12 protein-coding genes are annotated in these 14,625 nt (G+C 53.6%); 3 read left to right on the top strand and 9 right to left on the bottom strand.

The features are described from left to right. Nucleotides 1-179 precede the first annotated feature (179 nt). Together ACJJJA_RS16710 and ACJJJA_RS16705 are read left to right on the top strand one after the other, a co-directional pair. Nucleotides 180-731, top strand: coding sequence for a flavodoxin (locus ACJJJA_RS16710; protein ID WP_444905258.1), 552 nt, complete (start codon nt 180-182; stop codon nt 729-731). A gap of 6 nt (nt 732-737) precedes the next feature. After that, entirely contained in the window at nt 738-1,115 is a 378-nt protein-coding gene (locus tag ACJJJA_RS16705) for a hypothetical protein (RefSeq protein WP_444902810.1), read from the top strand. A gap of 73 nt (nt 1,116-1,188) precedes the next feature. Here the strand turns inward: ACJJJA_RS16705 and ACJJJA_RS16700 are convergent, their stop codons facing one another. From ACJJJA_RS16700 to map, 9 genes are all read right to left on the bottom strand, one after another. Continuing rightward, a complete protein-coding gene (locus ACJJJA_RS16700; RefSeq protein WP_444902809.1) occupies nt 1,189-3,147 on the bottom strand; it encodes an alpha/beta hydrolase family protein in 1,959 nt (652 codons plus the stop codon). Between the two features lie 113 nt (nt 3,148-3,260). Next, entirely contained in the window at nt 3,261-5,315 is a 2,055-nt protein-coding gene (locus ACJJJA_RS16695) for an alpha/beta hydrolase family protein (protein ID WP_444902808.1), read from the bottom strand. 138 nt (nt 5,316-5,453) lie between these two features. Then, nucleotides 5,454-6,587, bottom strand: a complete 1,134-nt coding sequence (gene dapE, locus ACJJJA_RS16690; RefSeq protein ID WP_444902807.1) for a succinyl-diaminopimelate desuccinylase — start codon at nt 6,585-6,587, stop codon at nt 5,454-5,456. A gap of 90 nt (nt 6,588-6,677) precedes the next feature. Then, nucleotides 6,678-7,709 (bottom strand): 2,3,4,5-tetrahydropyridine-2,6-dicarboxylate N-succinyltransferase, encoded by a 1,032-nt coding sequence (gene dapD / locus ACJJJA_RS16685; protein ID WP_252082679.1) that lies wholly within the window; start codon nt 7,707-7,709, stop codon nt 6,678-6,680. Nucleotides 7,710-7,718: 9 nt separating this feature from the next. Further along, a complete protein-coding gene (locus tag ACJJJA_RS16680) occupies nt 7,719-8,072 on the bottom strand; it encodes an ArsC family reductase (protein ID WP_444902806.1) in 354 nt (117 codons plus the stop codon). 2 nt (nt 8,073-8,074) lie between these two features. After that, nucleotides 8,075-8,743, bottom strand: coding sequence for an endonuclease III (gene nth / locus ACJJJA_RS16675; protein ID WP_252082677.1), 669 nt, complete (start codon nt 8,741-8,743; stop codon nt 8,075-8,077). A 57-nt stretch (nt 8,744-8,800) separates the two neighbouring features. Next, the gene (gene dapC, locus ACJJJA_RS16670) at nt 8,801-9,979 is read right to left on the bottom strand and encodes a succinyldiaminopimelate transaminase (protein ID WP_444902805.1); all 1,179 of its coding nucleotides are present in this window, start codon (nt 9,977-9,979) and stop codon (nt 8,801-8,803) included. Between the two features lie 30 nt (nt 9,980-10,009). Then, on the bottom strand, nt 10,010-12,715 hold the full coding sequence (locus tag ACJJJA_RS16665; RefSeq protein WP_444902804.1) for a [protein-PII] uridylyltransferase: 2,706 nt from the start codon (nt 12,713-12,715) through the stop codon (nt 10,010-10,012). 79 nt (nt 12,716-12,794) lie between these two features. Beyond that, nucleotides 12,795-13,565: a type I methionyl aminopeptidase gene (gene map / locus ACJJJA_RS16660; RefSeq protein WP_252082672.1), complete on the bottom strand. Its 771-nt coding sequence runs from the start codon at nt 13,563-13,565 to the stop codon at nt 12,795-12,797. 287 nt (nt 13,566-13,852) lie between these two features. Here map and rpsB point away from each other — a divergent pair, with 287 nt between their 5' ends. Further along, a complete protein-coding gene (rpsB, locus tag ACJJJA_RS16655; protein ID WP_252082670.1) occupies nt 13,853-14,599 on the top strand; it encodes a 30S ribosomal protein S2 in 747 nt (248 codons plus the stop codon). Nucleotides 14,600-14,625 lie beyond the last annotated feature (26 nt).

Raw genomic sequence — 14,625 nt, 5'->3', positions numbered from 1 at the left:
GGCGCCCCCTTCCCCAGAGGCCCGGTCGGTTCATAACCCTTTGCCCCCACAATTATGGGGGCTTTTTTGTGCGGAGGTACAGACTTGGTCAGCTTGCCGTGCCCTGCCTTTGCTGGGAGAATACGCCGCCCCGCCAATAGGTATCTAGTGTGGCCCGGATTGGGCGAAGAGGAATGACTGTGAGCAAAATCGGCTTGTTTTATGGCAGTGACGAAGGCAATACCGAATCTGTAGCCCTGCGCATCCGCGCCCGCCTGGGTGAGGAGCGGGTGGACCTGTTTGATATAGCCGATGTCACACAGTTGGACATTGCCAACTACGAGCAGCTGATTTTTGGTATTCCCACCTGGGATTTCGGCCAGATACAATCCGACTGGGAGGAGTTCTGGGAGGATGTGCAGGAAATCGACTTCAGCGGCAAGACGGTGGCCCTGTTTGGCCTGGGCGACCAGTTCGGTTACGGCGATTACTTCCTGGATGCGATGGGCATGCTACATGATGTGATTGTCGGTCGAGGGGCGGCCATTGTTGGTTTGTGGTCGACCGAAGGCTATGAGTTTGAGGCCTCTAAAGCGGAGATCGAGGGCGAGGGCAAATTTATGGGCCTCGCTATTGATGAAGACCAGCAGGAAGAAATGACTGCCGAGCGTCTCAACCTCTGGTGCAAACAAATCGCTGATGAGTTTACTCTCGCTGGCGGTGCCGCCAGTGTCGTCGAGCTGGATGACTAAATCTTCATGCCACAGACGATCTCCTTTAATGAGTTCTGGCCCTGGTTGGCCGAGCATCCCAACTGCATACTTCGGGCCGGCACCCCGGAGAGCGTCGTTTACGATGATGATGACTACTACTGGCGCTTTGCAGAGGAGGATACCCGCACACTGCTTGTACAAGTGATGCGCGGCAAACGCCCGGTAGCGGAATTTTTTATCGAGCCCTCACATATTGCTTCTGTACAAGTGGGCCCAGGGGAAAGGGGAGAGTTTAACTTCGATCTGATGACAGAAATCCACGGGCAGATGCAGGTCATTTATTATTTTGTACTGTCACATGGCTTAGACGAGCCAGTGAGTCTCGTCGAGGAACTCTCAGAAACTCCAGGGCAGCTTCATTAAAAGATCGTTTCTTTGTGAAAGCACCAGTTGATAGCTCAACTGGTGCTGGAAAGTCTGGGGTGGTATTAGCTTATTACTGATTTACAGCTGGCTGTTTTTCTACTGACCCAACACCGATATGCTTATCAAGAAAAGCTAGCAGTTCTGTATAAAGTCTCATATTGTTTTCCTCGCTATAAAACCCGTGCCCTTCATTGGCGACAATAAGGCTTTTTGCAGGCTTCCCTTCTTTTTCAAGTTTTTCTAATAGCTCCTCGGCATGTTCAATGGGGGCTCGTTCGTCAAGCCTGCCATGTATGATAAATAAGGGAATATTGAGTTTGTCAGTATTGTGGATTGGGGAGTTTTCCTTAAGGAAGTTCTTATCTTTACTCAGCTCCCTTTTAAGGTAGGCTAGTCCCCTATCGCGACGCTTGATGTCCCCCTTCTTGTACATCATCTCCAGATTATAAACACCCACATAGCCTGCGGCACACTTATACAAGCCTGGGTATCTGATCGGATTCATTAGGGCGGAGTAGCCCCCAAAGCTGGCACCGTAAATGCAAACTCTCTCTGGGTCTGCATAACCTTTTTCTATAGCCCAGTGAACGGCGTCGGCTATGTCCTTTTGAATTTTTCCTCCCCACTCTCGTTCTCCAGCAGTATAAAAGTGGTCGCCGTAGCCTGTTGAACCGCGAAAGTTAACCTGAAGGACTAAGTAGCCATTCTGGGAAAGTATCTGAGCTTTCTGGTTGTATTTCCAATAATCACGAGAATGGGGGCCTCCATGTGGTATAACTACCATTGGGAGTTTCTCTTTTGAGTTTTTAGGAAAGGTTAGATAAGTGCCTATCCGGAATTCATCTTCTGAAATGAAGAAGTCAGCCAGCATGGGGTTTAATTCAAGTGGATCTAACCATTTAGAGGAAGAGGCAATAAAATCAATCTTTTTTGTTTTTATGTTAACTAAAAAGTAATCCCCAGGAAGCCGGTCACCGTAAACCTCTAAGATTCCTTTGGTGCCATCCGAGGTGAAACTGGTAAACCTGACCCTATACCCTTCGAAAGCTTTCTTGATGCCGCGAAAATAAGCTGCAAAGCTATTGCCTTCATCAAAAAAATGTTCGGTAGGGTAGGTAGGGTGTAGGTATACACCTATTGGCTTTTTGTCAGGGCTATAAATAATGCCGTTAATGTCAGTGATTTCATGACTAAATACATTAGTTAGGTTGTTTGTTTCTGGATTGAGTTTTACTAGTTGCTCTGTTTTCTGGGGGCGGTCAATCACAAAGTAAAATTCATTGTTGTCATGGTCTATTCCAACCGGTCTACCCTGGGCTAGAGTTTTATCTTCTATTCTAGTCCAGCCATCCTCTGCTTTCTTGTAGAGCTGATAATTATTGTTTTTATCTGTTCCTGTAGCAAAAGACAGATTACCTCTTCTATCTGTGTAGGCTCTTCCAGAGGCCTGCGGAAGCCCGGCGACTTTTTTCTTTACACCACTGTAAATGTTAATCCTCAGAACTTCTCCCGCAGTTTCCCGATCCCTTACCCAAGGGGTAGTGGATACTAGGATTTCATTCTTTTTGTGAGGAAGGGGGTCTATTATCGTGGCGTGAGCATTTGTTGATTTAGCTTTAGGGATGCGAGTTCCCAGCTGTCTTTCACCTGCTAAGTATCCAAATATATTTTTCCCGCGTTTTCCATCGTAATTGATAGCCCAAAGATTACCATAGGACACTGGACTTTCTAGCGCACCTCTACGAGACCATATCTCTGCAACAACTCTTTCATCATTCGCCCAGTAGAAATTTCCTACTTCCATATCTCCCCATAAATTCAAAACACCGGTTATGTCAAGTGGGTTGAGCGACATGAAAACAAGTACTCTCTTGCCTTTGTGCAGTCTTTTGACCGCAATGTGAGTACCAGCAGGTGATATTTTTATTTCTTGGATATTTGTATGGCGTACCAAATCTGAAAGAGGCACTTGAGTACCAAAGGCCTGAGAAGTCCAAAAGAAAACTAAAAATACAATTAACTTGTGCATTAGTACTGTCCTTGTTTTTCAGCAAACTAATTATGCGCTACGATGTTAGCTAAAGAAACTAGTCGGGCGGACTCTTGGATCCCGCCCGTAGCTAAAAATACAGGAAGTACAATTTAGTTACTTACTAAGTCCTCACTCTCCCGCTCAGACTTATGCTGATCAAACCAGTACAAAATAGAAGCCGTTTTCGCAATCATCTGGCTGGGTCTTGCGGCAATACTATGAGAGGCGCCTGGAATTCGTACCATTGCAGCTTCCACATCGTTCAACTTCAGTGCCTGGTAAAACTGCTCTGTTTCGGACATCGGTGTGCGGTAGTCCTCCTCTCCGGTAAGCAGCATGGTTGGCGTAGTGACATTGCCCACATAAGTCAGCGGTGAGCGGCGACGATATTCCTCCGGCTTTTCCCAGGGCATGCCTGAGAACCAGTATTTGGTAAAGAACCTGGAGTAATCTGCAGTTAAAACGAAGCTCTCCCAGTTGATTACCGGTTTGGCAACTACTGCTGCGCGGAATCGGTCAGTTTTGCCTATAATCCAGGCCGTTAGGGTGCCGCCGCCGCTGCCGCCGGTAACGAATAATTGTCCCTCATCGATATAACCTTGGTCGATTACTGCATCGACGCCGGCCATTAAATCGTCGTAATCCTGGCTCGGGTAATTGTGATGAATCAGGTTGGCAAATTCATGCCCGTAGCTGGTGGAGCCCCGTGGGTTTGTGTAGAGAACTACATAGCCGGCGGCGGCAAAAAGTTGCACCTCGGCGGCAAACCGGGGGCCATAGTTAGAGAAGGGCCCGCCGTGAATTTCCAACAGCAGGGGATATTTTTTCTTCGGGTCGAAATTGGGCGGGTAGGCGACCCAGCCTTGTATATCGCGGCCATCAAAACTGGACTTGTAATTGATCTCCTCCACGCGGGCCATATTGCGCAGCGGCATCACATCGTTATTGAGGCTGGTCAGCGCTTTTACTTTGCCGTTGTGAGCCAAAGCCAGCTCTGCCGGATGTTGCGGATTGGTTTGCGTGTAAGCAATAGCTCCGCGTTTGGATGTGGCAAAGTGAGTGCCCGAGTAGGGCCGCCCAAGCGATAGACCGCCAGCATCACTGGCGACTACAGTATCACTGCCACCAATTTTTTTAATGGCAATTTTTGTGGAGCCCTGATCGTCGTAGCTGTAAGCGATACGTTTGCTGTCGCCGAGCCAGTCGAAGCTGGAGATGCTGCGGTCTTTAGCGGTTTGGACTTTGCGGGACTTGCCGCTGTCGAGATCGATGATACGCAGGCTGTGTTGTTGGTACCCGAGCCGTTGATCCTCGAATCCCAGGTAGGCAAGCTTTTTACCATCGGGGGAAATCTGCGGATGGTGATCGGGCCCGAATCTTTCGGTGATCTGCTCGATGTCGCGATCCTTGAGATTGACTCTATAAATTTCAGAGTTCATCAATTCGATTTCGTGATCGGGGTGGCGGTTTGCAGAAAAGTAAATAGCGTCGTTGTTTTTACTCCAGGCGAGACTACTGCCGTGATCGAACTCACCGCTGGTAAGCTGACGCGGCGTGCCGCCCTCACGGGGGATGACAAATACCTGGGTGTGCCCCTGCTTGAGATAACCCATGCCGTCCGCTCGATAAATACTGCGGTCGATAAACTGGGGTGGTTTTGCCCACTCGGCGCCCTCGGGGGCACCGGGTAGTTCAACCGGGAGCGGTTTGCTCTCGGGCACAAACATGGTGAAGGCAATTTGTTTGCTGTCTCGTGACCACTGAATATTTGAAGGGGATTTTGGCAGGTGGGAGATCTGCAGATTTTGGCCGTTGTCGAGCCACAATAGGTGTATCTGGGGGCTGCCGCTGCGGGAACTGATAAAGGCAATTGTTTTACCGTCCGGGGATAGGCGCGGCGAATAATCAGAGTAATCTCCTGAGGTCAGTGGGCGGTGGTCCTTGCCGTCGGCACTGATGCGCCACAGGTTTGCCCGCTTGTTGTCCGCCATTTTGTTCATGGAGTTGCGGACGTAGTAAATACTCTTTCCGTCGTTACTGAACTGAGGGTCGCTGGCATACTCGAGATTGAATACATCCTCATAGCTGAAGTTAGTGGGTTGCTCTTCAGCGAGGGCAGGACTGGCGATTAATATCGCCGCGGCTATTTTCAATAGTCTGTTCATGATCTGCGGGCTCCTCCATTTTGTTATCGGAAGGAGCATACCGCAGAGGCAGTTGGTTAGGAGGCGAATAAGCCGATCCGTGTATTTAGTGGGATAGTCCGTGCAATTAATAAATAATTATCGTCTGAGGCAGTAAGCTCAGGTTAGAAGCTCCCTAAGTACTTCCCGATAGATTTCCTGAAGTATATCCAAATCGTCGGCTTTGACTCTCTCATTAACTTTGTGAATAGTGGCATTGACCGGCCCCAGTTCCACTACCTGCGCTCCTGTTGGAGCGATAAAGCGGCCATCGGAAGTGCCTCCGGCCGTCGATAATTCTGTTTCCTTTCCTGTGATTTTTTGAATCGCTTGCTCTGCAGCGTGGACCAGTGGACCCTCGGCAGTGAGGAAGGGGTGCCCGGACAAATTAAAGTTCGCTTCATATTTTAAGTTGTACTTATCCAGGATTGCTCGGGCACGGGCCTCCAGTTCTTCGGCGGTGGATTCTGTAGAAAAGCGCCAGTTACAGAGCAGATCCATCTCACCGGGAATCACATTGGTTGCTCCTGTACCTCCGTTGATGTTGGAAACTTGGAAGCTGGTGGCTGGGAAAAATTGGTTGCCCTGATCCCACTCTTCTGCGGCCAGTTCAGCGAGAGCTGGGGCCAAATTATGAATTGGGTTTTCCGCCAGATGTGGATAGGCCACATGTCCCTGTACACCGAAGACTTTTAATTCAAGGCCCAGGGAGCCGCGTCTTCCATTCTTGATAATATCGCCGACGCGCTCGCTGCTGGAGGGCTCACCGACAATACAGCAGTCTATTTTTTCTCCCTGCTCCTCAAGCCACTCAACGACTTTGACTGTGCCGTTGATTGCCGGCCCCTCTTCGTCGCTGGTGATCAAAAAGGCGATGCGACCTCTGTGATCAGAGTGTTGCTGGATAAACTCCTCGCAGGCCACCACCATTGCTGCCAGTGAACCCTTCATATCGGCCGCGCCGCGACCATACAGAAAGCCATCGCGGATTTCGGGTTCGAAGGGGGGGCTGCTCCAGTTTTCCTCCGGCCCGCTCGGCACGACATCGGTGTGACCGGCAAAGGCAAGTAGAGGGCCTTTGCTTTGCCCGTTGCGCACCGCCCAAAAATTATCGGTATCGCCACGGCGCAACTTTGTCACCTTGAACCCAATTTTTTCCAGCCGCTCAATCATCTGATCCATACAGCCTGCGTCCTCGGGGGTTACGGAGCGACGGCGGATAAGCTCAAAGGCCAGTTGCAGTGTGGGGGTCACGGAATAATCCTTTTAGTTGATCAGGTGCGTTGTTATCGGAATTTATGCAGATGGAGAGCGGGCGGGGCCGGGGCCCCGCAGGGTCAGGTTTTAATTGCTGTGCAGAGCTGCATTCAACTCAATGGCACTCTTATTCGTTAAACATTCAACGGCGCCATTGGTGGAATTTCTGCGGAACAGGAGGTCGGACTTTCCGGCCAATTCGCGTGCTTTGATGTATTCGACCAGTTTGCCGCTGTCGTCCAGTAGGGCCACTTTGGTCCCAGCGGTGATATATAAACCCGCTTCCACGGTGCAGCGATCCCCCAGGGGGATGCCGATACCGGCGTTGGCACCTAGCAGGCAGTTGTCGCCCACGGAAATCACTATGTTTCCGCCGCCGGAGAGAGTACCCATGGTGGAGCTGCTGCCACCCAGATCGGAGCCAGCACCGACAAAAACGCCGGCCGAGATGCGGCCTTCGATCATGCCCGGTCCCTCGGTGCCCGCGTTAAAGTTGACGAAGCCCTCATGCATGATCGTGGTGCCCTCACCGAGATAGGCGCCGAGACGCACACGCGCGGTGTGGGCGATACGCACGCCCGTGGGCACCACGTAGTTGGTCATCTTGGGAAATTTGTCGACACAGGCAACTTCCAAGTGCTCTCCGTTCAGGCGCGCTTCCAGTTGGCGCTGTGGCAGTTCTTCCAGGTCGATCGCGCCCTGATTGGTCCAGGCCACATTGACCAGTTTGCCGAAGATACCTTCGAGATTCGTTTCGTGAGGTTTCACCAGCCGGTGGGAAAGCAAATGTAATTTTAAATAGGCTTCAGGTACTGTCTGTGGCGCCTCGTCGCTGGAAAGTACGGCCACTACCAGAGGTCGGTGGCTGTTGGCGAACTGCTGTAGGATCTCCGCCTGTTCGCCCGCCCCGGCACTGTGCAGTTTTTCAGTGAGGCTGTGGAGCAGGGTCGCGTCGAGAGGCAGGCTGTGGTTGCCGCTTTCGATATGTAGGGTCTCGGTCACCGCTTTGGCTATTTCTGCACTGGGTTTGAACAGCGGTTTTGGATAGAAGACTTCAAGCCAGTCGCCCTTGCTATTACAGGTGCCAACGCCGAATCCAATGCTGTAGATATCGCTCATATTTTTCTCCTAGTTAGCTTGGCCGGTAAGCGCGGCGAATTCTTGCTCTTTAAAGCCAAAGCGAGTAGTGCCGTCTGAGGTGGTCACTGGACGCTTGATCAGGGTGGGGGTCTCGATGGCCAGGGTCAAAGCGCTGGCGTTGTCCATTGCGTTTTTCTGTGCTTCGCTCAGGGCGCGCCAACTGGTGGAGCGGCGATTCAGCACTTCCTGCCAGCCAAATTTATTCAGCCAGGCTTTTAGGGGCACATTGTCCATGCCGTCTTCACGGAAATCGTGAAACTGATAGTCGACCCCATTCTTTTCCAGCCATTTGCGGGCTTTTTTTACGGTGTCGCAGTTTTTAATGCCGTACAGAGTAATCACAGTTACGCCTTTTTGGTTTTCTTGGGGTTTTTGCGGTTGGGATAGCAGGTGGTGCAGATTTCGCAGACTGTGCCGTCGCAGCCGCGTGCCGAGCAGTACTCGCGGCCATAAAAAATAATCTGCAGGTGCAATTTATTCCACTTTTCTCTGGGGAATAGCCTTTTTAGATCTTTCTCGGTCTGGGTGACATTTTTACCGCTGGTGAGTCCCCAGCGCTGCGCCAGGCGGTGAATATGGGTGTCCACAGGGAAGGCCGGGTGACCAAATGCCTGGGACATTACCACACTTGCGGTCTTGTGGCCGACGCCGGGCAGGGTTTCCAGGGCGGCCATATTTTCCGGCACTTTACTGTGGTATTCGTTGACGAGAATTTGTGACAGCTTGCTGATGGCTTTGGATTTTTGCGGTGATAAACCGCAGGGGCGGATAACCGCTTGAATATCCTCCACGGGTACTAGAGCCATATCCTCCGGGTTGTCGGCCAACTGCCAGAGGGCGGGGGTGATCTGGTTTACGCGCTCATCGGTACACTGCGCCGAGAGTAGTACGGCGACTAACAAGGTGTAGGAGTCTTTGTGATCGAGCGGAATCGGGGTCTGCGGATAGAGTTCTTCCAGGCGCTGTAGAATAAAATCCACGCGCTCTTGCTTGAGTAAATTTTTTACTGCCATTCTCGTCTGTGCCTGGGGGGCTCCTGGGTTACGGTGTCTGTTGGATTAGTTCGTCTGTCAGGTTTGCCGGCAAAATTCCTTGATGCGCTCTGCAGCCTCTATGCATTCTTCCAATGTGGCCACCAGGGCCATGCGTACATACTCGCTGCCTGGATTTACTCCCTCGCTATTGCGGGCGAGGAAAGAGCCTGGCAAAACCGTGATATTTTGCTGGCGGTATAGCTCTCTGGCGAACTCCTCCCCGTTGCCGACTCGCGGCCACAGGTAAAAGCTGGCCTGTGGTTTTTGTACTTCTAAGCAGCCGTCGAGAATATCGAGCACCGCGTCGAACTTTTGTCGGTAGAGTGCGCGATTTTCGTGTACGTGCTCTTCATCTTGCCAGGCGGTAATAGAGGCGTATTGGTTGGGCAGTGGCATTGCGCAGCCGTGGTAGGTGCGATAGAGCAGGAATTTCTCCAGCAGCTGAGCGTCGCCGGCAACAAACCCGGAGCGCAGCCCGGCCAAATTGGAGCGCTTCGACAGGCTGTGAAAAACCACACAGCGGCGATAGTCGCTGCGGCCCATTTGCTCGCAGGCTTGCAGCAGCCCGGCCGGCGGCGCGCTCTCATCGAAATAGAGTTCCGAGTAGCACTCATCCGAGGCGATGGTGAAGTCGTAGCGGTCTGCAAGTTCGATGAGTAATTGCAAATCGTCAATCTCTAGCAGGGCACCGGTGGGATTGCCCGGTGAACACAGGTAGAGCAGTTCACACTGCTGCCATACCGATTCGGGCACTGAGTTGAAGTCCGGTTTGAAACTATTGTCAGCGAGGCAGTTGATAAAGTGCGGCTCGGCGCCGGCGAGCAGGGCCGCTCCCTCGTAAATCTGGTAGAAGGGGTTGGGCATCAGTACTTTACTACCCGGCGTGACCGTGGCCTGTGCGAAGGCGAATAACGCTTCGCGGGTGCCGTTTACTGGCAGCACCTGGGAATTGGCACTCACCTGTTTGAGTTGGTAACGGGCGCACAGCCAATCGGCAATTGCCTGGCGCAGGGGTTCAAGGCCTATGGTGAGCGGGTAGGCGGAGATTTTATCCAGGTGCGCGACTAGCGCTCTCTGTACGAATTTGGGCGGCTCGTGTTTCGGTTCGCCGATGGAGAGGGCGATATGGGGTTTGTTCGCCGGCTGCAGGCCCGCTTTCAGTGCTTGTAACTTGGAAAAAGGGTAGGGCTGCAGCTTGTCCAGGTTTGGATTCATGGCGTTCTTATCTGCTCGTCATTGGTGATATTACGGCGCTGTGTGGTCATCCAGCTCCCGGCAAATGGCCTGCTCCAAAGCGTGGTTGGTCTCGGCATTGCAGAGCGCGCGCCCCTCGGCGTCGGTGATATGGAAAATATCCTCCACGCGCTCCCCGAGAGTGGAGATCTTGGCATTGTGCAGGCGCAGATCGTGTGTGACAAAGGTGCGTGCAATCAGGGCCAGCAGGCCCGGTCTATCAGCACTGGTGATTTCCAGCGTGCTGTACTGATCTCCCGGTTCTGTGGATAGGTGCGCGCGGCTCTCCAGTGAAAACATCTTTAGGCGCCTCGGGGTGCGACGTTGGATCACCTTGGAGTAATCCTCCACCAGTTCCAGCTCCTCTTGTAGGGTTTCGCGAATTTGCTGCAGGCGCTGGGGTTCGTCGAGCAGGGGCTGTCCAGATTCATCCAGTACATAAAAAGTATCCAGGGTGTAACCTGAAGCCGAACTGTAAAGGCGCGCGTCGTGCACGTTCAGGTTGAGCATATCGAGTCCGGTGACTGCGGCGGCGAACACATTGGCGCGGTCGGGGGTATAGACGAAAACCTGGGTGGCGCCATCGTGCTCACCGGGGCCCGAGTTGCGCGTTAGTACCAGGGTGTCGCTCGGCAGCAGCGGGCTGTTGCTGTGCAGCTCATGGATGGCCGCGGTGTGCCAAACGATGTTGTCGGCGCTCTCGCGTACAAAGTAGTCCTCGCCCATTTGCGCCCAGATATTTTCTATGGAGGCCTCTGGTAGACCGAGGGTGTTCAGCTTTTCCAGTGCCAGGCTGCGGGTCTCCTCGATGATTTCCTCCCGATCGACGGGATTCTCCAAACCGCGGCGCAGGGCGTGTTGGGTGGCCTGGTAGAGTTGGCGCATCAGGCTGGCGCGCCAGCTGTTCCAAAGCTCTGGGTTGGTGGCGTTGATATCGGCTACTGTGAGGGCGTAGAGGTAATCCAGGTGTTCGCGGTCGCCCACCTCGCGGGCGAAGGCATGCACCACCTCCGGGTCGCTGATGTCCTGTTTTTGAGATACCTGGCTCATCAATAGATGCTTTTCCACCAGCCAGCACACCAGGCGGCGGTCGCGTGCCGGCAGTTGGTGGCGCTGGCAGAATTCGGCGGCGTCCACCACGCCCAGCTTCGAGTGGTCGCCGCCGCGACCTTTTGCGATATCGTGGTAGAGACCGGCAATATACAGCAGCTCCGGCTGGCGCAACCGCTCGAGGATCTCCGCGGCGATCGGGAATTTCTCCCGTGCTTCGGGGCCGCGAAAACTGCGCATATTGCGTACCACCTGCAGGGTGTGGGCGTCCACAGTGTAGATATGGAAGAGATCGTGCTGCATTTGCCCGGTAACGCGGCCGAATTCTGGCAGGTAGCGCCCGAGAATACCGTAGCGGGTCATGCGCGACAGCTGTGTGGAGAGTCCGCGCGCAGAAAGCAGCAGTTCCATAAACAGCTCGCTGTTGGCGGAGTCCGCGCGAAAGCGCTCATCGATCAAGTGGCGGTGTTCCCGGATCAGGCGGATAGTTGAGGCACGCACCCGGGTAATCTGCGGGTGCCTGGCCATCAATACAAAGATTTCCAATAGCGCAGAGGGGTGCTGATTAAACACCTGCGGATAGGCGGCTTCAATCGCGCCGCCGCGCAGTTGGAAGCGCTCATTGATGGGGGTGATAGCCTGTTCACCCCCTTGTTGGATCACCTCGCCCAAATACTGCAGCAGTACATCGTTAAGCTCGCGTAGGGCCATTACGATGCGATAGTAGTTGTGCATAAATTGCTCAACTGCCAGTTGGGTGTCGCTGTCTTCATAGCCAAATTGTTTGGCTAGCTCCCTCTGGTAGTCGAACAGCAGTCGCTCCTCGGCGCGTCCGGCAAGCAGGTGAAGGCCGTAGCGCACACGCCAAAGGAAGCTTTCGCCGGACTGCAGGATGGCGAATTCTTCCTCAGTGAAAAAGGCTTTGCCCTGCAACTGTCTGAGTGTGCGCACCCGGAAGAAGTACTTCGCTACCCAAGAGATAGTCTGGATATCGCGCAGCCCGCCGGGTGCGTTTTTGATATTGGGTTCGAGAATGTACTCTGCCGCCTGCTGGCGGTTGTGGCGCTCATCCTGTTCCGCCAGCTTGGCTTTGAAGAAGTCCTCGGTGGACCAGAGCTTGCCCCCCTCCATCCCGGCCGCAAGCCGTTCGCCGGGTTTGCTATCACCCACCACAGTACGGGACTCGGTGAGATTGGTGATGACGGTGATGTCCTCGGCGGCCAGCGCCAGGCACTCTTTTACGTTGCGCACTGAGTGACCGATCTCCAAGCCCAAATCCCAGAGGAAAGTAATGAGGCGCTCTATGTTGTCGACTGTTTCATCATCGGCCCGTTCTTCGGTGAGGATCAGCAGGTCGATATCGGAATGGGGGTGTAGCTCCCCGCGCCCATAGCCTCCGACGGCCAGCAAGCTGGCGCCCGGTCTCCAGCTGTACTGATGCCAGGCGTAGTGCAACAGGCAGTCGATGAATAAGGCGCGCTCATGCACGAGGGTGGCCACATCTTCCCCTTCGCGAAAACGTTCAGCCATCTGGTGCTCGGCAGCGCCAATCGCATCTTTAAATACTTGCAAGGGCGGTTTTTCACGGGAAGCCAAGTCCCGGCGAAAGCGGGTTTGATCGAAGAAGAACAGGGGGCGCTCGAAGTAAGGGATATTGGCCGGCTGCATGACAGAAGTCCGTTTGGAGGTGTCCCGCCGCGCGGCAGCGGGACTGTGCATCTTTAATTGGAGCGGGGAGAGTTTGCGATTAAAACTTTTCCTCACCGCGTGCGGTCAGTACCTCAACCCCGTTGCTGGTGACCACCATGGTGTGCTCCCACTGCGCCGATAGACGGCGGTCCTTGGTGACTGCCGTCCAGCCGTCGCCGAGAACGCGGGTTGCGGCTTTGCCGGCATTGATCATCGGCTCAATAGTGAAGGTCATGCCCTCCTGCAAAACTTCGCCAGTTCCGGGCTGGCCGTAGTGCAATATCTGAGGTTCTTCGTGGAAGACATCGCCGATACCGTGACCGCAGAAGTCGCGTACGACGGAGTAGTAATTCTTTTCGGCATGCTGCTGGATCACATGGCCAATATCACCGAGGCTGGTACCCGGGCGCACTATCTCAATAGCCTTGTACATGCATTCTTGGGTTACGCGCACCAGTCGCTCGGCGTGTGCAGCGGGCTTGCCGACAAAGAACATCTTGCTGGTGTCGCCGTACCATCCATCCTTGATCACGGTGACGTCAATATTAATGATGTCGCCCTTTTTGAGGACTTTGCTTTCAGAGGGTATTCCGTGGCAGACCACTTCATTGACCGAGGTGCAAATGGACTTTGGGAAGCCTCGATAGCCGAGGCAGGCGGGAATGGCTTTCTGCACATTGACAATATGGTCGTGGCAGCGGCGGTCCAGTTCTTCCGTTGTGACACCAGGGACCACATATTCGCCAATCATTTCCAGGACCTCTGCGGCGAGGCGGCCCGCGGTGCGCATTTTGGCAATTTGTTCCGGCGTCTTTATGGCTGAGGTCATGCGTGTCCTTAAGTCTATCTGTGAAGGCGGGCATTGTAGCGGATTGCCGGTGGTGGGGCATAGCGTCAGGGCTTGACACTATTCAGCGAGCGAATCGGCGCACTCATTCGCACCATATTTGTCCGTGTCCTTCACTCAGCTGTGCGATTGTGGTATAAAGCGCGCCGCTCCGGAATGCTTCCGGGGTAAAAATGCCGCACACGCATCGACACATGTGTCTGGGTGCCTCGATAGGGGTTGACGCATGGGATGTGTGGAGGACTAACCCGTATATATAGAGGTTTATTATGCCGCAAGTAAGCATGCGCGATATGCTGCAGGCTGGTGTTCACTTTGGCCACCAGACCCGCTACTGGAACCCGAAGATGGGTCAATTCATCTTTGGTGCCCGCAACAAGATTCACATCATCAACCTGGAGCACACTGTACCGGCCTTCAACGAAGCCCTGCAGGTGATCAAGGGGATGGCTGCTCAAAAGAAAAAGATTCTGTTCGTTGGCACCAAGCGTGCTGCACAGAAATCTATCAAAGAGCAGGCTGAGCGCTGTGGCCAGCCCTTCGTCAGCAATCGCTGGCTGGGCGGTATGCTCACCAACTACAAAACCATCCGCGCGTCCATCAAGCGTTTCCGTGAGCTGGAAGCCCAGTCTCAAGATGGCACTTTCGAAAAGCTGACCAAAAAAGAAGCTCTGATGCGCACCCGTATGATGGAAAAGCTTGACCGCTCCATCGGTGGTATCAAAGACATGGGCGGCCTGCCCGACGCGATTTTCGTAATCGACGTTGAGCACGAGCGCATCGCCATCCAGGAAGCTAACAAGCTTGGTATTCCGGTAATCGGTGTTGTCGATACCAATAGCGATCCCGCTGGTGTTGACTATGTAATTCCCGGTAACGACGACGCTATCCGTGCAATCAAGCTGTACACCACTGTTGCAGCTGACGCGGTGCTCGCCGGTGCAGCGGAAGCTGGCAGCGCGGTGAACAAAGACGAGTACGTCGAAGCTAGCGATGACGAAGCTGCTGCAGAGTAATTTGCAGGGCTAAGTGGTGTGACGGA

The organism is Microbulbifer mixtoriginis (SeqCode) (assembly GCF_052466865.1).
Note: the sequence above shows the minus strand (reverse complement) of the source record. Positions and strands in the feature narration are given on the sequence as shown.

Bases quoted from the DNA above. Each gene is read 5' to 3' on its own strand.
- ACJJJA_RS16705 (WP_444902810.1), top strand. From the start codon at position 738: ATGCCACAGACGATCTCCTTTAATGAGTTCTGGCCCTGGTTGGCCGAG.
- rpsB (WP_252082670.1), top strand. From the start codon at position 13,853: ATGCCGCAAGTAAGCATGCGCGATATGCTGCAGGCTGGTGTTCACTTT.
- ACJJJA_RS16700 (WP_444902809.1), bottom strand. From the start codon at position 3,147: ATGCACAAGTTAATTGTATTTTTAGTTTTCTTTTGGACTTCTCAGGCC.
- dapD (WP_252082679.1), bottom strand. From the start codon at position 7,709: ATGAGCGATATCTACAGCATTGGATTCGGCGTTGGCACCTGTAATAGC.
- ACJJJA_RS16695 (WP_444902808.1), bottom strand. From the start codon at position 5,315: ATGAACAGACTATTGAAAATAGCCGCGGCGATATTAATCGCCAGTCCT.
- ACJJJA_RS16665 (WP_444902804.1), bottom strand. From the start codon at position 12,715: ATGCAGCCGGCCAATATCCCTTACTTCGAGCGCCCCCTGTTCTTCTTC.
- dapC (WP_444902805.1), bottom strand. From the start codon at position 9,979: ATGAATCCAAACCTGGACAAGCTGCAGCCCTACCCTTTTTCCAAGTTA.
- map (WP_252082672.1), bottom strand. From the start codon at position 13,565: ATGACCTCAGCCATAAAGACGCCGGAACAAATTGCCAAAATGCGCACC.
- nth (WP_252082677.1), bottom strand. From the start codon at position 8,743: ATGGCAGTAAAAAATTTACTCAAGCAAGAGCGCGTGGATTTTATTCTA.